The organism is Pseudomonas lundensis, from assembly GCF_015377145.2.
Classification (GTDB): domain Bacteria; phylum Pseudomonadota; class Gammaproteobacteria; order Pseudomonadales; family Pseudomonadaceae; genus Aquipseudomonas; species Aquipseudomonas lundensis.
The window spans coordinates 1,543,929-1,562,232 of the sequence record NZ_CP062158.2 but is presented as its reverse complement, the minus strand read 5'-3'; the positions used below and the strand labels follow the sequence as shown (position 1 = coordinate 1,562,232).

At 58.6% G+C, this 18,304-nt stretch carries 15 protein-coding genes; 7 read left to right on the top strand and 8 right to left on the bottom strand.

Annotated features, from left to right (window positions below; all coding sequences use genetic code 11):
* Nucleotides 1-95 precede the first annotated feature (95 nt).
* From IF654_RS07605 to IF654_RS07590, 4 genes are all read right to left on the bottom strand, one after another.
* Nucleotides 96-332, bottom strand: coding sequence for a DUF1653 domain-containing protein (locus IF654_RS07605; RefSeq protein ID WP_047274027.1), 237 nt, complete (start codon nucleotides 330-332; stop codon nucleotides 96-98).
* Nucleotides 333-438: 106 nt separating this feature from the next.
* Nucleotides 439-1,614 carry an acetyl-CoA C-acyltransferase FadA gene (gene fadA, locus IF654_RS07600; RefSeq protein WP_047274026.1) on the bottom strand — a complete coding sequence of 392 codons (1,176 nt, stop codon included), beginning with the start codon at nucleotides 1,612-1,614 and terminating at the stop codon, nucleotides 439-441.
* A gap of 27 nt (nucleotides 1,615-1,641) precedes the next feature.
* Nucleotides 1,642-3,789, bottom strand: coding sequence for a fatty acid oxidation complex subunit alpha FadB (fadB, locus tag IF654_RS07595; protein WP_094988215.1), 2,148 nt, complete (start codon nucleotides 3,787-3,789; stop codon nucleotides 1,642-1,644).
* Between the two features lie 301 nt (nucleotides 3,790-4,090).
* A complete protein-coding gene (locus IF654_RS07590; protein ID WP_047274023.1) occupies nucleotides 4,091-4,528 on the bottom strand; it encodes a hypothetical protein in 438 nt (145 codons plus the stop codon).
* Between the two features lie 106 nt (nucleotides 4,529-4,634).
* Between IF654_RS07590 and IF654_RS07585 the strand changes: the two genes are divergently transcribed.
* A complete protein-coding gene (locus IF654_RS07585; RefSeq protein ID WP_094988214.1) occupies nucleotides 4,635-5,087 on the top strand; it encodes a universal stress protein in 453 nt (150 codons plus the stop codon).
* Nucleotides 5,088-5,162: 75 nt separating this feature from the next.
* On the opposite strand, the gene IF654_RS07580 is transcribed toward IF654_RS07585, so the two are convergent.
* Nucleotides 5,163-7,079, bottom strand: a complete 1,917-nt coding sequence (locus tag IF654_RS07580; protein WP_047274090.1) for an ATP-binding cassette domain-containing protein — start codon at nucleotides 7,077-7,079, stop codon at nucleotides 5,163-5,165.
* Nucleotides 7,080-7,295: 216 nt separating this feature from the next.
* Between IF654_RS07580 and IF654_RS07575 the strand changes: the two genes are divergently transcribed.
* Nucleotides 7,296-9,224: a transglycosylase SLT domain-containing protein gene (locus IF654_RS07575; RefSeq protein ID WP_194862618.1), complete on the top strand. Its 1,929-nt coding sequence runs from the start codon at nucleotides 7,296-7,298 to the stop codon at nucleotides 9,222-9,224.
* A 48-nt stretch (nucleotides 9,225-9,272) separates the two neighbouring features.
* Here the strand turns inward: IF654_RS07575 and IF654_RS07570 are convergent, their stop codons facing one another.
* The gene (locus tag IF654_RS07570; protein ID WP_083334028.1) at nucleotides 9,273-10,079 is read right to left on the bottom strand and encodes an MOSC domain-containing protein; all 807 of its coding nucleotides are present in this window, start codon (nucleotides 10,077-10,079) and stop codon (nucleotides 9,273-9,275) included.
* 61 nt (nucleotides 10,080-10,140) lie between these two features.
* Nucleotides 10,141-11,076, bottom strand: coding sequence for a chemotaxis protein CheV (locus IF654_RS07565; RefSeq protein ID WP_047274015.1), 936 nt, complete (start codon nucleotides 11,074-11,076; stop codon nucleotides 10,141-10,143).
* A 604-nt stretch (nucleotides 11,077-11,680) separates the two neighbouring features.
* On the opposite strand from IF654_RS07565, the gene IF654_RS07560 reads away from it, so the two are divergent.
* The 3 genes from IF654_RS07560 (at nucleotide 11,681) to IF654_RS07550 (ending at nucleotide 14,070) form a co-directional block, all read left to right on the top strand.
* Nucleotides 11,681-12,109: a hypothetical protein gene (locus IF654_RS07560; protein WP_047274013.1), complete on the top strand. Its 429-nt coding sequence runs from the start codon at nucleotides 11,681-11,683 to the stop codon at nucleotides 12,107-12,109.
* Nucleotides 12,110-12,523: 414 nt separating this feature from the next.
* Nucleotides 12,524-13,414: a sensor histidine kinase gene (locus IF654_RS07555; protein WP_194862619.1), complete on the top strand. Its 891-nt coding sequence runs from the start codon at nucleotides 12,524-12,526 to the stop codon at nucleotides 13,412-13,414.
* On the top strand, nucleotides 13,411-14,070 hold the full coding sequence (locus IF654_RS07550) for a response regulator (protein WP_047274009.1): 660 nt from the start codon (nucleotides 13,411-13,413) through the stop codon (nucleotides 14,068-14,070). The genes IF654_RS07555 and IF654_RS07550 overlap by 4 nt, the downstream gene beginning before the upstream one ends.
* Here IF654_RS07550 and yegS read toward each other — a convergent pair.
* Complete coding sequence (yegS, locus tag IF654_RS07545) at nucleotides 14,054-14,953, bottom strand: lipid kinase YegS (RefSeq protein WP_047274007.1); 900 nt, start codon at nucleotides 14,951-14,953, stop codon at nucleotides 14,054-14,056. The genes IF654_RS07550 and yegS overlap by 17 nt on opposite strands.
* Before the next feature lie 419 nt (nucleotides 14,954-15,372).
* Between yegS and IF654_RS07540 the strand changes: the two genes are divergently transcribed.
* Both IF654_RS07540 and IF654_RS07535 read left to right on the top strand, forming a co-directional pair.
* Complete coding sequence (locus IF654_RS07540; protein WP_047274005.1) at nucleotides 15,373-16,809, top strand: undecaprenyl-phosphate glucose phosphotransferase; 1,437 nt, start codon at nucleotides 15,373-15,375, stop codon at nucleotides 16,807-16,809.
* Entirely contained in the window at nucleotides 16,810-18,267 is a 1,458-nt protein-coding gene (locus tag IF654_RS07535) for a mannose-1-phosphate guanylyltransferase/mannose-6-phosphate isomerase (protein WP_047274003.1), read from the top strand.
* Nucleotides 18,268-18,304: the final 37 nt, after the last annotated feature.

Sequence of the window (18,304 nt, the reverse complement as noted above, 5' to 3'; positions counted from 1 at the left end):
TTCTAGAAGTGAAAGGCGGTTCGCGCCTGACGCGGCACCGCTATATATAGTGGCAACAAGGTGAGGTCAAGCGCAGGGTGCTGCGCGACGCCCGCTTATGGCCGGGAAAAAAGACTGGGTTCGGCCTCGATCAGTGCAAAGCGCGGTACCTGCTCGCCATCCACTTCGACCGTTTCCAAAAACATGCTCAATGGGCGCACCCAAAAACCGAAATCCCCATACAGGGCTTGGTAGAACACCACTTCCTCTTCGGTTTCAGAATGGCGAGCCACATTGAATACCCGATATTGCGGCCCTTTGTAATGCTGATAGAGGCCCGGTTGTAGCGGCATGTTGCGACACCCTCTTTACACATAAAAAAATTAAAGCTCATGACGATTAAAAAGTCATAAAAACAAAAACCGGGGCACTTGGCCCCGGCTTCTGTCAACGCAACGCTTAGACGCGTTCGAAGACAGTTGCAATGCCCTGGCCAAGACCAATGCACATGGTGGACAACCCGAAGGTGCCGCCATTTTGTTTCATCACATTGAGCAAGGTGCCGGAGATACGCGCACCCGAGCATCCAAATGGATGACCCAGAGCAATGGCGCCGCCGTGCAGGTTAACCTTCTCATTCATCTTGTCGAGCACTTTCAAATCTTTCAGCACCGGAAGCGCCTGTGCAGCGAACGCTTCGTTGAGTTCGATGAAGTCTATATCGGCCATGCTCAAGCCCGCGCGCTTCAAGGCTTTCTGCGTCGCCGGAACCGGACCATAACCCATAATTGCAGGGTCTACACCTGCAACAGCCATCGAACGAATCACGGCCAGAGGCTCCAGACCCAGGTCTTTTGCACGCTGAGCGGACATCACGATCATGCACGATGCACCATCAGTGATTTGCGACGACGTACCGGCGGTTACCGTGCCGCCTTTAGGGTTGAACGCAGGTTTCAACGCCGCCAGGCTTTCCATTGTCGTTTCCGGACGAATGGTCTCATCGTAGTCGAAGGTTTTCAGGAAGCCATTTTCGTCATATCCCTGCATCGGAATAATTTCGTCTTTGAACTTGCCTTCAATCGTCGCCTTGTGGGCCAACTGGTGTGAACGAACGCCGAAAGCATCCTGTTGCTCACGGGTGATACCGTGCATCTTGCCCAGCATTTCAGCGGTCAGGCCCATCATGCCCGACGCCTTGGCCGCATACAGCGACATGTGCGGGTTAGGGTCGACGCCATGCATCATGCTCACATGCCCCATATGCTCGACGCCGCCTACCACGAATACGTCACCGTTGCCGGTCATGATCGCTTGCGCCGCGGTGTGCAACGCGCTCATGGATGAACCGCACAGGCGGCTCACGGTCTGGGCTGCGGAGGTGTGCGGGATTTGGGTCATCAACGACGCCATGCGCGCGATGTTCCAGCCCTGCTCCAGGGTCTGGTTAACACAACCCCAAATCACATCTTCCACTTCGTTCGGGTCAACCTTGCTGTTGCGCTCCAGCACTTTGCTGATCAGGTGCGCAGACATGTCTTCAGCACGGGTGTTGCGATGCATGCCACCCTTGGAGCGGCCCATCGGGGTGCGACCGAAGTCTACAATCACCACGTCTCTAGGATTCAAGCTCATAATTTCACTCTCACTCTAATGGGGCGCTTAACCGAAGAAGCTCTGGCCGTTTTTGGCCATTTCACGCAGCTTCGCCGTCGGGTGGTACAGCGCGCCCAGTTCAGCGTACTGATCAGCCAGGGCCACGAACTCTGCAACACCGACCGAGTCGATGTAGCGCAGGGCGCCGCCACGGAATGGAGGGAAACCGATGCCGTACACCAGGCCCATATCGGCCTCGGCGGCGGTTTCAACGATGCCGTCTTCCAGGCAACGCACGGTTTCAAGGCACAGCGGGATCATCATCCAGTTGATGATGTCTTCGTCGGTGACGTCACGCTGCTCGTAAACGATCGGCTTGAGCACCTCAAGCACGCTTGAGTCGACGACTTTCTTCTGCTTGCCGCGCTTGTCCGCCTCGTAAGCGTAGAAACCCTTGCCGTTTTTCTGACCCAGACGCTTGGCTTCGTAGAGCGCATCGATCGCTGAACGACGGTCATCTTTCATGCGGTCCGGGAAACCTTCCGCCATCACGTCGCGACCATGGTGGCCAGTGTCGATGCCGACCACGTCCATCAGGTACGCCGGGCCCATTGGCCAGCCGAATTTTTCCATGACCTTGTCAATGCGCACGAAGTCGACGCCAGCGCTGACCAGCTTGGCGAAACCGCCGAAGTACGGGAACAGCACACGGTTGACCAGGAAGCCCGGGCAATCATTGACGACGATCGGGTTTTTACCCATTTTCTTGGCGTAGGCAACCGTGGTGGCCACAGCCAGGTCACTGGATTTCTCGCCACGAATCACTTCAACCAGCGGCATCATGTGCACCGGGTTGAAGAAGTGCATGCCGACGAAGTTTTCCGGACGCTTGAGGGCTTTTGCCAACAGGCTGATGGAAATGGTCGAGGTGTTCGAGGCCAGAATGGCATCTTCCTTGACGTGGTCTTCAACTTCAGCGAGTACCGCCTGCTTGACCTTCGGGTTTTCAACGACCGCTTCGACCACCAGGTCCACGTGACCGAAATCACCGTAGGACAAAGTAGGACGAATTCCATTGAGCACTTCAGCCATTTTGGCGGGGGTCATACGACCTTTATCAACGCGCCCCACCAGCAACTTGGCGGCTTCAGCCAGACCCTGCTCGATGCCGTGCTCGTTGATGTCTTTCATCAGGATCGGCGTGCCTTTGGAGGCCGACTGATAGGCAATACCGCCCCCCATGATGCCCGCGCCCAGAACGGCAGCCTGCTTCACGTCTTTGGAGATCTTGTCGTGGATCTTGGCTTTTTTCTTCAGTTCCTGATCGTTCAGGAACAACCCAATCAGGCATTGCGAGGCAGAGGTCTTGGCCAGCTTGGCAAAACCTGCCGCTTCCACTTCCAGTGCTTTATCGCGACCGAAGTTCGCAGCCTTCTGGATGGTTTTGATCGCTTCAACCGGCGCCGGGTAGTTCGGACCGGCTTGACCGGCCACGAAACCTTTGGCGGTTTCGAATGCCATCATTTGTTCAATGGCGTTCAGCTTGAGCTTCTCAAGTTTTGGCTGGCGCTTGGCCTTGTAGTCCAGCTCGCCGCTAATGGCACGCTTGATCAGGTCCAAGGCCGCAGCGCCCAGCTTGTCGGCCGTCACTACAGCGTCAACGGCGCTGACTTTCAGCGCATCTTCAGCACGGTTTTCTTTGCCGGAGGCGATCCACTCAACCGCGTTGTCCACGCCAATCAGGCGCGGCAGGCGAACCGTGCCGCCAAAGCCCGGATAGATGCCGAGCTTGACTTCGGGCAGACCGATTTTGGCGCTGTCGGCCATGACACGGAAATCCGCCGCCAGGCACATTTCCAGACCACCGCCCAGTGCAATTCCGTTGATGGCTGCTACGGTTGGGACATTGAGGTCTTCGAAGTCACTGAAGATCTTGTTGGCTTCGAGGTTGCCAGCAATCAGCTCGGCATCCGGCAACTTGAAGTTTTCGACGAATTCGGTGATGTCCGCGCCGACGATGAAGACGTCTTTGCCGCTGGAAACAATAACGCCCTTGACCGAAGCATCTGCCTTGATCGCATCGACTGCCTGACGCAGTTCGTTCAGGGTTAGACGGTTGAACTTGTTGACGGACTCACCCTTGAGGTCGAACTTCAGTTCGACGATGCCACTTTCAAGAGCCGTAACCGTGATGGCTTTACCTTCGTAAATCATCAACTGATCTCCAGGATATGGAAGCTGAACAGTACACGTCGGACGCTAGCGTCTGGCTGGCAATGACGACACCGTCAATGCTAACGCCAATCCACCAGGCACACCCGCCAACGCGATATTCGGGGTTATGCGAACGTTGCCTGCACGGCAAACACTCGATTCATACGCCCGTTTGATTTGGGTGTCACACCTTCACGGAAAAGCGTGCGCTTGTCAATTGTCCGAAACAACGATGACAAAACGACCCATCAGTCAGTTCTTGCTCGCCTGCGCACGCCGCCGCGAGACGGTGGCAGCCCGCTCACGCGAGGGCTTTGAGGACTTCATCGATCGCCACCAAGACCTGCGATTCGCCTTTCTCGCCCCAGTACAGGGCGATCATCTGCTTGCCTGCTTCCACTTTGTATACGTTCGCCGGCAGCTTGCGAAACTGCGCCAACAAGCGCTCATCGGTGCAGACTTCACGCCATTGATTGACCCATATTCCCGGCGCGGATTGCCAATAACACCACACCTGCGGGTCGTTGCCGCGCCGCGGACGATGAAACTGCGCACATGAGCCGGGCGGCTCCGGCTCCAGCCAATGCGGCCATTCCTGAGGCGTCAATTGCATGGCCAAACCCATCCGCCGTGCTTCCATGCGCAGCGCCATACGCCCGCTTTGACGACGCGAAGGACGCAGCCAGGCAAGCGGACTCAAAATCAGCGCCAGGATTGACACCACTATCCATACCGTCATATGTGTACTCTCACTGCCTTCAAATTAATGCATTGACCCTGACTTGAACCAAGGCTCTGCAAAAGAGCCATACTCACGCCCATGACCGTTTACAGGAGCGCCTCACATGTCCACCCCCAAACCCTACACGCATATTTTGGTTGCCGTAGACCTGACTGAAGAGTGCGACCCGGTGATTTATCGCGCCAGCGCCAGCGCAGAAGCCAATGGCGCCACGCTGTCTTTGATCCACATCGTCGAACCCATGGCCATGGCCTTTGGCGGGGATGTGCCGATAGACCTGTCACAGGTGCAACAACAACAGTTTGATCAGGCCAAAAAGTGCCTTGATCGGCTGATCGATATCTATCCGCAACTCACAAAAGAAAATTGCAAGCTAGCCTATGGCCAGCCCCGACAAGAAATTCACAGTTTTGCCAAGGAGCATCACTGCGACCTGATCGTCGTCGGCAGCCACGGCCGCCACGGCCTTGCCCTGCTACTGGGCTCCACCGCCAACGACGTGCTGCATGGCGCGCCTTGCGACGTACTGGCGGTCAGCCTCAAAAAGCCCGACTGAGCCCCCCCCCGCGAGCAAAAAAGCCCGACCTTTTGATTAAAAAGGCCGGGCTTTTTCAGTTCAGCAACTGCTCAATCAGGCATCCAGCTCAGCCCAACGCTCCACCAGTTGCTCAAGTTCCGCTTGCAACGCTTCAAGCTTGGCAATCACTTCAGCCGTTTGTGCAGCAGGACGCTGATAGAAGCCCGCGTCAGCCATTTCAGCTTCGACTGCGGCAATCGCCTGCTCCTTGGCATCAATCTCGCCCGGGAGCGCTTCCAGTTCGCGCTGCAGCTTGTAGCTCAGCTTCTTTTTTGCCGCAACAGGCGCCGCCGCCGGCGCTTGCGCGGGAGCTGCTGTGACCACGGCCGAGGTGAGGTCCGCCTTGCCGGATTTGCTTTCAGTCACGCCGAGCAAGCGCGGCGAGCCGCCCTGGCGCAGCCAGTCCTGATAACCGCCCACGTATTCACGCACCTTGCCTTCGCCTTCAAAGACCAACGTGCTGGTGACCACGTTGTCGAGAAATGCCCGGTCGTGACTGACCATCAATACGGTGCCCTTGAAGGTCAGCAAGACCTCTTCCAGCAACTCGAGGGTTTCGACGTCGAGGTCGTTGGTCGGTTCGTCGAGGACCAGCAGGTTGGCAGGCTTGCTGAACAACTTGGCCAGCAGCAAGCGCGCACGCTCGCCCCCTGACAGCGCCTTGACCGGCGTGCGGGCACGCTGCGGACTGAACAGGAAATCACCCAGGTAGCTGAGGACGTGGCGGCTTTGGCCATCGATATCGATAAAGTCACGGCCTTCAGCCACGTTATCGATAACGGTTTTTTCCAGGTCCAACTGATGACGCAACTGGTCGAAGTACGCCACGTCGATGCGCGTCCCCTCTTCCACCTTGCCGTTGGTAGGCTGCAAACCGCCCAGCATCAACTTGAGCAGGGTCGTTTTGCCCGTACCGTTGGCGCCCAGCAGACCGATACGGTCGCCGCGCTGCAACACCATCGAGAAGTCCTTGATCAGGAACGGACCTTCCGGGTGCGCGAAGCTGACGTTTTCCAGCACCATCACTTGCTTGCCGGACTTGTCAGCGGTGTCGAGCTGGATATTGGCTTTGCCGGTGCGCTCACGGCGCTCGCTGCGTTCAACACGCAGGGCCTTGAGCGCACGCACACGGCCTTCGTTACGGGTGCGGCGCGCCTTGATGCCCTGGCGAATCCACACTTCTTCCTGGGCCAGGCGCTTGTCGAACAGCGCGTTCGCGGTTTCTTCCGCTGCCAGGCTGGCTTCCTTGTGGACCAGGAAACTGGCGTAGTCGCCGTTCCAGTCAATCAGGCCGCCACGGTCCAGCTCCAGAATCCGGGTCGCCAGATTTTGCAGGAATGAACGGTCGTGGGTAATGAACAGCACGGCCCCCTGGAAGTCCTTGAGGGCTTCTTCGAGCCAGGCAATGGCACCGATGTCCAGGTGGTTGGTCGGTTCGTCGAGCAGCAGCAGGTCCGGCTCGGACACCAGCGCTTGCGCCAACAGAACACGACGACGCCAGCCGCCGGACAATTCGGCCAGGGTTTTATCCGCCGGCAATTGCAAGCGGCTCAGGGTGCTGTCGACCAGTTGCTGCAAGCGCCAGCCGTCACGGGCTTCGAGGTCTTGCTGGACGTGCATCAGCTTGTCCAGATCGGCGTCGGTGACGATGTTCTGGCTGAGGTGGTGGTACTGAGCCAGCAGCTCGCCCACACCGTCGAGGCCTTCGGCCACCACGTCGAACACCGTCCGTCCGTCGGCAACCGGCAACTCTTGCGGCAATTCGCCAATCTTGAGGCCGGGTGCGCGCCAGACAGAACCGTCGTCGGGCTTTTGATCACCTTTTACCAGCTTCATCATGCTGGACTTGCCGGTGCCGTTGCGGCCGATGATGCACACCCGCTCTCCACGGGCGATCTGCCAGGACACCTTGTCCAACAACGGCGTAGAGCCGAAAGCAAGGGACACATCGCTGAATTTGAGCAGGGTCATGAGCTTCTCCAAAAACTGGGCGCGCATTCTACCTGATTTGCGCCTTCAGGCGGCCGGCTATTTATTGTTGGCCCTGCGCTTGCCTCCATTTAGTCGCAAGTTTCACCGCTGGGCCTGCAAGGCGTTCACGCGCTGCTGGCAAAAGGCTAAGCTACGACTCAATCAGTGCCGGGCTCCCCCTGCACACACCGCGTTTTTCATCTGTACGGAAGCCCCATGCGCAGTCGTCTCTTCAACTTTTTATCCTGCCTGCTTCTCACCAGTTGCGCCGTGCAAGCCGCACAGGCCGCAGACCTGACCCAACAACGCCAACTGTACGACGAGGCCAAACGCGCCTTGGCCAAAGGCGATTCCGGCCCCTACTTCCGAAATGCCGATGCCCTGCGCAGCTATCCGCTGACGCCGTATCTGGTCTACGACGAACTCACCGCCCGCCTGAAAAGCGCCAGCAACGCTGAAATTGAGCAGTTTTTGGCGGCGCATGGCGACCTGCCGCAAGCCAACTGGATGAAACTGCGCTGGTTGCGCTGGCTGGCTGATCGCGGCGACTGGGCGACCTTTGCCAAGTATTACGACCCCAAGCTCAACTTTACCGAGCTGGACTGCCTGAACGGCCAGTACCAACTGGCGCACAACCAAAAAGCCGAAGGTTACGCCAGCGCGGAAAAACTCTGGCTGGTGGGCAAAGCACAACCGGCGGCGTGCGACGCCCTGTTCAGCCAGTGGGCCGCCGACGGCCAACTGACCGAACAAAAACGTTGGCAGCGGGTAAAGCTGGCGGCTGAAGCCCGCAATTACGGCCTGGCCACCACCCTGGCTAACGGCCTCAACACGCTAGGCCCACAAGCCAAAGTGATGATTGAAGTGGCACAAAAGCCCGATCTGCTCAGCCAACCATCGCGCTTTCTGCCCGCCAGTGAGGCCATGTCTGACGCCGTAGGCCTGGGCTTGCGACGTTTAGCGCGACAGGACCCTGAGAAAGCGGCAGCACTGCTCGACACCTACGCCACCAACATGCATTTCTCACGGGATGAAAAGGTCGCCATCGCCCGTGAGATTGGTCTGACGTTTGCCCGCCGTTATGACAGCCGCGGCTTGGACATCATGACAAAATATGACCCCGAGCTGCGCGACAACACCGTCACCGAATGGCGCTTGCGCCTGCTGTTGCGCCTGGCTCGCTGGGAAGATGCCTATCAACTGACCCGCCAATTGCCGCAGGATCTGGCCACCAGCAACCGCTGGCGCTACTGGCAGGCGCGCAGCCTGGAGCTGGCCGAACCGAAAAATCCACAAGCGCAAGTGCTGTTCAAAAATGTGGCCCGCGAGCGTGATTTCTACGGCTTCCTGGCAGCCGATCGGGCGCAGACCCCGTATCAGCTCAACAACAAACCGCTGGTGCTCAGCCCGCAATTGATTAACAAAGTGCGCAACACCCCCGGCGTACAGCGTGCACTGGAATTTCATGACCGCGGGCAAATCGTCGATGGCCGCCGTGAGTGGTATCACGTCAGCCGCCACTTCAATCGCGACGAAATGGTGGCGCAAGCCAAATTGGCCTACGACCGCAAATGGTATTTCCCGGCCATTCGCACCATCAGTCAGGCGCAGTATTGGGACGATCTGGACATCCGCTTCCCGATGGCGCACCGCGACACTCTGGTGCGCGAGGCCAAAGTGCGCGGCTTGCATTCCAGTTGGGTATTCGCCATCACCCGTCAGGAAAGTGCCTTTATGGATGACGCGCGTTCCGGTGTGGGCGCAAGCGGCTTGATGCAATTGATGCCAGCCACAGCCAAAGAAACCGCCAGAAAATTCAGCATTCCGCTGGCATCGCCCCAACAAGTGTTGAACCCGGACAAGAACATCCAGCTGGGCGCCGCCTACCTGAGTCAGGTGCATGGCCAGTTCAACGGCAACCGGGTATTGGCTTCAGCGGCTTATAACGCAGGCCCGGGCCGCGTTCGCCAATGGCTGCGGGGCGCCAACCACCTGGGCTTTGACGTGTGGATTGAAAGCATTCCCTTCGACGAAACCCGCCAGTACGTGCAGAACGTGTTGTCGTACTCGGTGATCTACGGTCAGAAACTCAACGTGCCCCAGCCTCTGGTGGACTGGCATGAGCGGTATTTTGACGATCAGTGACCGCGGGTAATCCCCTGCAGGGGCGAGCGCACCTGCAGGGGCAACGCGTTATTCCAGCACAGTCACCGGCATGCCGACTTCCAGCAGGCCGTGGCTGTCGTTCACCAGGTTCTGCCCGAACATCGTGCCGCCTTCCTGCTTGCGGTAGCTCATCAGGGTATTCAAGGGTTCACGCTGCGCATCACGCTCGCCGGTGTGCGGATCAATGGTGGTGAGGATGCAACGCGAGCATGACTTCACCACGCGAAACTCCACCTCGCCAATACGCACACGCTTCCAGCCATCTTCGGCAAACGCTGCACTGCCGGAGACCACGAGGTTGGGACGAAATCGCAGCATCTCCAAAGGTCGACCGACCTTGTCTGAAATGTCGTCGAGCGATGCCTGACCAATGAGCAACAACGGGTAACCATCCGCGAACGCCACTTTGTCGTCATCGCGGCCATAACCGGACTCAGTGGTCCGCGCCCGCGCCAACGGCACATGCACCAGGCGCACGCGCTGGTCTATAAAACGGCTCAACCACCCGGCAGCTTCATCCCCGGCGTCCGGCACGCGCAAGGTGTCGCGCCAAATGGTCACGCCTCGCAGGTCGCTGTCGGCCTGGGGCACGGGCACCTCCAGCGCCTCAAAGCCATCGGCCTTCAAGGTCAGGCCGCCATTTGCATTCCACAGGGCAGACAGCTGGCTCATGTGCGGGTGGGTGCGCTGGGTCAAAAAGCGCCCGGAGGCTTCATCCACCAGCATCCAGCGTCGATCACCCTCTACGCCCAACGGGTCCAGGCGCACCTGAGACAAGCTTTCGCCTTTGCCGGACTTGAGCGGGAATCGGTATATCGAACTTAGCTGCAGCATGAATCAGCTCCCTGCGGATTAAAAACGCCACAGTATACGAGCCGATCCTGCGTGCAAAGAATCAGGCGGGCACTTGATCCAGCATCAGACGCTGACGGACCACGTCCACCAGTTTGTCCGGCTGGAATTTGGACAGGAAATTGTCACAGCCCACCTTCTTGACCATGGATTCGTTGAAGCTGCCCGACAGCGAGGTGTGCAGCACCACGTATAGACCGCGCAGGCGCGGATCGTTACGAATTTCAGTGGTCAGGCGATAGCCATCCATCTCGGGCATTTCCGCATCGGTGAAGATCATCAACAGCTTGTCGGTCATGACCTGCCCGGCATCTGCCCAGCCCTTGAGCATGTTCAGTGCCTTGAGACCATCGCTGGCCACGTGCATCTTGACCCCCAACTGCGAAAGGGTTTCGCGCAATTGAGACAGGGCGACTTTGGAGTCATCGACCAGCAGCACTTCGCGGCCCCGCGCATGTTCCAGGATCGGGTCCTCGAGCTTCTCACGCGAGACCTTGGCGCTGTAGGGCACGATTTCGGCCAGCACTTTTTCAACGTCGATAATCTCGACCAGTTGCTCATCGACCTTGCTGATGGCGGTCAGGTAATGCTGACGCCCGGCGCTGGTGGGCGGAGGCAGGATGGCTTCCCAGTTCATGTTGACGATGCGGTCGACCCCGCCCACCAGAAACGCCTGAACCGAGCGGTTGTACTCGGTCACGATGATCGTACTGTCAGGGCCGGGCACCAGAGGCCGCATGCCGATGGCCTGCGACAAATCAATCACGGGCAGGGTCTGACCACGCAGATTCACGACACCACACACAAACGGGTGTCGCTGCGGCATCAGGGTCAATTTGGGTAATTGCAGAACCTCTTGCACCTTGAACACGTTGATCGCGAACAGCTGCCGACCCGCCAGACGGAACATGAGAATTTCCAGTCGGTTTTCACCGACCAACTGGGTGCGCTGGTCTACCGTGTCGAGAATGCCGGCCATGAATAACTCCTGGGCGTGGGGGCTGAGTGTGTAGGGTCTGTTCGCATTTGTTCGCAGCGGCGACGAACACCCGCCCTGCGCCTTGCCTGGCTAAATGTGACCCAGCGACGCTGGCTTACATTGAAACAGGAACAGACCCTAGCCTTATCGGCAGCAAAATCAGGACCTTGACCCCCTGCGCCAAACGGCCACACAAAGTGATGGCACTTTAACATCATCTAGTGCCATTATTGCTGCCTGCGCTTGACCCGAGCCCCCTCACCTTTCTCCCTAGCGGGCCCCTCCTAAGGGATTCCCTGAGCAGCACTCAGGAAGGCCCTGATATTCGTGCTATTCGATTGCCATTATTGTGACCCCCTTCGCATTATATGAATCACGGCAGGAACTTTTTATTACTGAAACAGCGCTGTCTTGTGCCGGAAGGTGCATATCTGCGCACCGTGCTTTTTAAAACTTCCGAAGCGAACACATCCACTGCTTACACCCAAAAAGTTGCACTTAAAGTCACCCAAAACGCTGATCCAGTTGCCATGCTCACGGGTGGCTTTTGCACGATGAGCCCGGACATTTACTTAAAAGGCGTTCCAGAAGAGTGAGAATAAGCATGTTCAATGGCAATGACCGGCCATTAGCGCTAGCCGACTTTTTAATCGAAGCTCAGGTGTTATTGACCACCGCAGAAGAATGCCTGACTCACTTGCGACTGATTCACCACGACGAAGACGCGATCGACTGCATAGTCAAGACCCTCTCCAAGCTGGAGAGGCGTGCCAAAGCGTTGACCATCGCGCCCATTGCAGGCTTTTGCCAAACCCTGCGCAACTTGCTCAGGCAGGCAAGAAACCTGGGCGCCCTGCACGAACCGGCGGTCGAAATCCTGAAGGATTGCTTCAGCCTGCTGGCCTGGCAGGTTGAGTTGATAGACCCCCACACGGGCCAACTGACCCTCGATGACAGTGAACAAAAGCTGCTGATTACCTCTTTCACCGAACAGATCGAAGCCATGCAAACGGCTCCGCCGCCCCTCGGCTAGCCTCGTCCGCCCGCCTTCTCCCGGTCCATTTATTCAATGCCCGGTTCAAAGACAGCGTGCGGTGAATACATCATATGTCGATCATCTTGTAAGTTAATTCGCATATCAGACTATAGGCGCCGCTCAGGTATTTGCAGTTAAGCGCCAACTAAGCTATCGACTTATTTCCTATTTAAGCGCGCACGCAAAACCTGTAATACGCCAACTAACACCGCTGTGCAGGGCGCCATTTAAATTGCGTCAAAGGCGACCCGCTTTAAATGAAGTGATACCATGCGCGCCGATCGTTGAGCCGGACGTCTGTGTCGCAGATCCGTTCAGGCTTCGCATCAGCCATGAACGTTGATCCCGTTAACTCTTTACCTGCCAGCCATCTGCCAGGTCCTTCAGCGAACACCTTTGGCTCCACACGCTATGCACGCCAGTCTCAAGTCATTCAAGCCTTTGTGCCCAACGGGTAAAACCGCTCGCCGGCTGACGGCAGCGCTTTGTCTTTGCTCTGCACTTTCAAGCCTCATCGTCTACTGGACCTGCGACGCATTGCCCACCCCGTTGATGCTGCTCGACCTGACCGCCCTGGCCAGCGTCGGCTGGCTGCTGCGGGACTCGCGCAACGCCATCCAACTGCAACCCAAAGAACTGGCGGCGCGCATGATTGAAGTGCAGGAAAACGAACGCCAGCACTTGAGCCGCGAACTGCATGACGACATTGGCCAATTGCTGACCGCCGCCACCCTGCAAACCCGCTGGCTGCAACGCCGGGTTCCCGACGACTTGCAAGCGCACTGCCTGAGCCTGTGCACGTTGCTGGAAGAAACCCTGGCCAAGGTGCGCGATGTCTCCGCGGCGTTCAATCCACGCCAGATTGCCAGTCTCGGTATCGAAGTCAGCCTGCGGGCACATTTGATCAAGACCCTCGAAAACGCTTCGCTGGGCTGGACCTTCGAGTGCCACCCGCGTTTGAGCGATATTCAGGAGGAGATGGCGGTGGTCATCTTTCGCGTCACCCAGGAGTCCGTCACCAATGTGCTGCGCCATGCCAGGGCCAGCAACCTGCTGGTGCAACTGCGGCGCCAGGCTGACGGCCTGCAGTTGAGCGTGCGCGATGACGGCGTCGGCTTTGTCCCTGCCAGCAACCCCGCAGCGGCCGGGCAACGCGGCATGGCCGGGATGCTGGAACGGGTCGCGCAACTCGGAGGCACCCTGCGCGTGATCAGCGAACCCGGCGCGGGCGCCCACATTGACGTGTTATTGCCCTGGCCCCGGCGCACGCGGCAACGGGCACAGCTGGGCCCAACCTCATGACCTGCAATCTGCTACTGGTGGATGACCACCTGTTGATTCGCGCCGGGGTCAAGGCGCTGGTCAACGACTTGCCGGGCTACGCGGTGATTGGCGAAGTCGAGGATGGCGGGCAACTGGTGGAGGCCGCCGAGCGACTTCAGCCGGACATCATTCTGCTGGACTTGTCGATGCGCCATACCGGCGGCCTCGAAGCCCTGCGTCAACTCAAGGCGGTTCTGCCACACAGCAGCGTGCTGATCCTGTCGATGCACACCGACCCGCACCTGATCATGCAAACCCTGGAAAGCGGCGCCCACGGCTACCTGCTCAAGGACACCAGTGCCGTGGAACTCGAACAGGCGCTGGGCGCGCTGCGCAACAATGAGCGCTACCTGAGCCCGGCCATTGCCCATACCGTGATCAATCAGGCGCTCAACCGCGGCCCTGACCCGTGTGCGACCCAGGCCCGGCAGCACAACCTGACAGAGCGTCAACTGGAGATCCTGCGCCTGATCGTGCGCGGCAAATCCACCCGCGAAATTGCCTGCGGCCTCGGCCTGAGCATCAAAACCGTCGAAACCCACCGCGCCCAGGTCATGAAGCGTTTGCAGATCCATGACGTGGCCGGGCTGGTGCTGTTTGCCGTACGCGAGCAAATCATCAGCCTTGATGACTGACCAGCGGCGAATCGTCGGGCAAATGCACCTGCAAAGCGCCCTGACGCACTGAGAACCGGCTCGCTTCCTGCGCCATCGGCTCGCCGTCGAGGTTAATCGACAGCCCTTGCGCCGACGTGATTTTCACCCATGGCAGGCGTGCCCGGACAAACAGGTTGTCCATGCCCCAGCCCCCTTCCATCAGGCCCTTGAGGGTGCCGACCACTTCCTGCGGTGCAGGCAAGATGCTGATGTCCAGCAAGCCATCATCGGCCACCGCCGAGGGGCACAACTCATGGCCGCCCCCGGCCTGACGACCGTTGCCAATGCCCAGCGCCAGCAGATCGCCTTTCCAGTGAAAATCGGGGCCTTGCAATTCAGCGTAGGCCGCGTGCAACTCACTGAAGCGTGACAGGCCGGTAAACAGATAAGCCGCCCCGCCCAGCACCTTTTTCAAGTCCTCGGACGTATTGGCCGTCACCTGACTGCCAAAGCCGCCCGTGGCCATGTTCAAGAACAGTTCGCCGTCAGCATCGCCCAGGTCAATGCGCCGGGTCGGGGCATCCAGCAATGCCAGCGCGTGCAGTGGTTCCAGCGGTACTCCGGCAGCCCGCGCAAAATCGTTGGCCGTGCCCAAGGGCAGCAGCACCAGACTCGCCTGCGCATCCGCTTTGGCCATCGCCTCGGCAATATCGCGCAGGGTGCCGTCTCCCCCTCCGGCAATCAGGTGGGTATACCCCGCATCGAGCGCTTCGTGCACCAGACGCTGCGCATCCCCCGCTTCCCAGGTCAGCCGCACGGCCAGCTCCCAGCCTTGCGCCCGCTGGTGTTCAACAGCAGCCCGCACGTCTTCGTTGAGTGCCTGCTTGCCATGCAAGATTAAAAAAGCCTTTGCTGCGCTCATTCATCGTCCCTCAAACAGTGAGTCTGGTGGGTTGGACAACAGCCAGATGAAAACGGCCTGTTGTTTTTTTAAAAGCGCATCCGCCCGGTCTACACGGCTCAAAACACGATTGAAAAAACGGATCCAAAAATTTGTATTCGCGACAATCTGTTTCATGTTCTTTACTACTCTTCATTCGCTGATAAAGCCCCGCCGGACGCCTGCCAAACGCCGGAATACAAGGGTTTCAGCTTTGTTGTCACACAAAAAACAATCGCGTCTACACTCCTGATCAAACGCAAAACGCCAAGTAAAGAGTGATCAAAAAAACCACCGCAGATTCAGCGTCTGCTGACTATCTGACGTAAAGCAGCATGGATGAATGGCATTGCTTTGCAGTCCGCGCCGTCGACAGGGGGCGCGATTAAGAAGGGATCCTTATGCGCTTGCAGCCCGTTGACAGTTTGTCCCTCACCCGCCCGAGCATGGTCGAGTACTTCTTGTTCGCCATTCGCGTGGTGCACGGCCTCACCGCCATCCTGCCCGGCCTGTTACTGCTGTTTTATTTGCGTGAGCAGCACCCGGAAACCACCAAAAGCTATTTCGCCGTACTGATATTTTTCGGGGTGGTGAGCGTGCTGTTTTTCCAGGCGCTGGGGGTCTACGCCGAAAACATCTTCAGCAACCGCTGGCGCCTGCAACTCACCTTGTTCGCCTGGTCGGCGGCGTTTTGCCTGCTGTTGTTCATGCACCGCGCGCTGGACCTGTTCAACTACATCAGCAACGCCGAATTACTGGTGTGGTACCTCGGCAGCCTGCTGCTGTTCGGGGTCGAGCGGATGATTTTGCTGACCCTGTTCAAACGCCTGATGAGCCGCGGGATCTTCTTGCAACAGGCCGTCATTTTGGGTGCCACCGAAAACGGCGTGCGCCTGGCCGAATACCTGGCCCAGCATCAGGACATCCGCAGCGGGGTGATCGGTTTTATCGATGACCGCATGGCCCGCCTGCCCGACACCGTGGCCCACCTGCCGGTGCTCGGCAATACCCAGGATCTCGAAAAAATGATCCGCGAAGAGCGCGTCACGCAGATTCTGGTGGCGCTGCCCTGGTCGGCTGAAAACCGTCTGGATTACATCATCCGCAACCTGCGCAAGTTCCCGGTGAACGTACTGCTGGTGCCGGACATGATCGCCTTTCGGCATGCCCACAACCGCATCAGCGAAGTGGCCAACCTGCCGATGTTCAACGCCTCCGAAGTGCCCTTGCGCGGTTGGTCGCCAGTGTTCAAGCGCATTGAAGACATGGTGCTGTCGAGCGTCGCACTGATCCTGCTGTCGCCGGTCATGCTGCTGGTGGCGCTGGCGATCAAACTCGATTCTCCGGGCCCGGTGCTGTTCCGGCAAAAGCGTTATGGCTACAACAACCGGTTGATCGAAGTGTTCAAGTTTCGCTCGATGTACCAGAACCAGTCAGACTTCACCGCCGACAAACAAACCACCCGGGGCGACCCGCGCGTGACCCGGGTCGGGCGTTTCATCCGCAAGACCAGCCTTGATGAACTCCCGCAACTGTTCAACGTCTTCGCCGGCAGCATGTCCATGGTGGGTCCGCGCCCGCACGCCACGGCCACCAAGGCCGCCGGCATTTTGTTCGAAGAAGCGGTGCAGGAATACACCGCGCGCCATCGGGTCAAGCCCGGCATCACCGGCTGGGCGCAGATCAACGGGTATCGCGGCGAGACCGACACCCTGGAAAAAATCGAAAAACGTGTCGAGTTCGACCTCGAATACATCGAAAACTGGTCGGTCTGGTTCGACCTGTACATTCTGTTCCGCACGGTTCCGGCGGTCATCCTGACAAAAGAGGCGTTTTGAATGAGCACACTCATTCCGTGCATTATCGCCGGCGGTGCTGGCACACGACTGTGGCCTGTTTCACGGGAGGCCATGCCCAAGCCGTTTATGCGCCTGCCGGACGGTGAAAGCCTGCTGCAAAAGACCTTCCGGCGCGCCACTGGCTTGCGCGATGTGGGCCAACTGCTGACCGTGACCAACCGCGAGGTGTTTTTTCGCACCCTCGACGACTACCGGCAACTGAACAAAGGAGGCGTCGAACTGGACTTCATCCTCGAACCCTTTGGCCGCAACACCGCCCCCGCCATTGCCGCCGCAGCCCTGCACGTGGCGCAGCGCTATGGCGAAGACGCGCAGTTGCTGGTACTGCCTGCCGACCACCTGATTAAAGACATCGAGGCGTTCGCCAAGGCCGTCGACAATGCCCGCCAATTGGCCGATGAAGGCTGGCTGGTAACGTTTGGCATCGTGCCAACCAAGGCAGAAACCGGCTTCGGCTACATCGAAAAAGGCCCTGCGCTGAGCAGCGAAGCCTATGAAGTGGCCCGCTTCGTGGAGAAACCCGATGCCGCCACCGCACAGCAGTATCTGGACGGCGGTTTGCACCTGTGGAATGGCGGCATGTTCTGCATGCGCGTCGACAGTGTGCTGCGCGAGTTCAAAGCCTACGCCCCCGACGTACTGGCGGCGGTCAGCCATTGCCTGGAACACAGCCAGGTGTTTCAGGGCAAACAGGAAATCCACCTCGAACTGGACAGCACCACCTTCGCCCTAGCGCCGGACATTTCCATCGATTACGCGTTGATGGAGCGCTCGAAAAAGGTCGCCGTGGTGCCCTGCAATTTGGGCTGGAGTGACATCGGCTCGTGGGAAGCGGTGCGAGAACTCAGCCCGGCTGACGCCAATGGCAATCAGTGCAACGGCGAAAACGTGCTGCATGACGTACACAACTGCTACATCGATTCGCCCAAGCGTCTGGTGGGCGGGGTCGGGCTCAATGACCTGATCATCATTGACACCCCGGACGCCCTGCTGATCGCTGACGCCAAGCGCAGCCAGGACGTGAAATACATCGCCCAGACCCTCAAGCGCCAAGGCCATGACGCTTATCGCTTGCACCGCACCGTCACCCGGCCGTGGGGCACCTACACCGTGCTCGAAGAAGGCCGCCGCTTCAAAATCAAACGCATCGTGGTCAAGCCGCAGGGCACGTTGTCCCTGCAAATGCACCACCACCGCAGCGAACACTGGATCGTGGTCAGCGGCATGGCCAGGGTCACCAATGGCGACGATGAATTTCTGCTCGACACCAACGAATCCACCTTCATCAAACCCGGCAAGACCCACCGTCTGGTCAACCCCGGGGTGGTTGACCTGGTGATGATCGAAGTGCAGAGCGGCGAATACCTGGGGGAAGACGACATCGTGCGCTTTACTGACATCTACGGACGTGTGCCGGTCGACGCCAGCAAAAACTGACTCAGGTTTTCCATTTGCCCAACACCCGCAAGGGAGC

Bases quoted from the DNA above. Each gene is read 5' to 3' on its own strand.
- IF654_RS07605 (WP_047274027.1), bottom strand. From the start codon at position 332: ATGCCGCTACAACCGGGCCTCTATCAGCATTACAAAGGGCCGCAATAT.
- fadA (WP_047274026.1), bottom strand. From the start codon at position 1,614: ATGAGCTTGAATCCTAGAGACGTGGTGATTGTAGACTTCGGTCGCACC.
- fadB (WP_094988215.1), bottom strand. From the start codon at position 3,789: ATGATTTACGAAGGTAAAGCCATCACGGTTACGGCTCTTGAAAGTGGC.
- IF654_RS07590 (WP_047274023.1), bottom strand. From the start codon at position 4,528: ATGACGGTATGGATAGTGGTGTCAATCCTGGCGCTGATTTTGAGTCCG.
- IF654_RS07585 (WP_094988214.1), top strand. From the start codon at position 4,635: ATGTCCACCCCCAAACCCTACACGCATATTTTGGTTGCCGTAGACCTG.
- IF654_RS07580 (WP_047274090.1), bottom strand. From the start codon at position 7,079: ATGACCCTGCTCAAATTCAGCGATGTGTCCCTTGCTTTCGGCTCTACG.
- IF654_RS07575 (WP_194862618.1), top strand. From the start codon at position 7,296: ATGCGCAGTCGTCTCTTCAACTTTTTATCCTGCCTGCTTCTCACCAGT.
- IF654_RS07570 (WP_083334028.1), bottom strand. From the start codon at position 10,079: ATGCTGCAGCTAAGTTCGATATACCGATTCCCGCTCAAGTCCGGCAAA.
- IF654_RS07565 (WP_047274015.1), bottom strand. From the start codon at position 11,076: ATGGCCGGCATTCTCGACACGGTAGACCAGCGCACCCAGTTGGTCGGT.
- IF654_RS07560 (WP_047274013.1), top strand. From the start codon at position 11,681: ATGTTCAATGGCAATGACCGGCCATTAGCGCTAGCCGACTTTTTAATC.
- IF654_RS07555 (WP_194862619.1), top strand. From the start codon at position 12,524: ATGCACGCCAGTCTCAAGTCATTCAAGCCTTTGTGCCCAACGGGTAAA.
- IF654_RS07550 (WP_047274009.1), top strand. From the start codon at position 13,411: ATGACCTGCAATCTGCTACTGGTGGATGACCACCTGTTGATTCGCGCC.
- yegS (WP_047274007.1), bottom strand. From the start codon at position 14,953: ATGAGCGCAGCAAAGGCTTTTTTAATCTTGCATGGCAAGCAGGCACTC.
- IF654_RS07540 (WP_047274005.1), top strand. From the start codon at position 15,373: ATGCGCTTGCAGCCCGTTGACAGTTTGTCCCTCACCCGCCCGAGCATG.
- IF654_RS07535 (WP_047274003.1), top strand. From the start codon at position 16,810: ATGAGCACACTCATTCCGTGCATTATCGCCGGCGGTGCTGGCACACGA.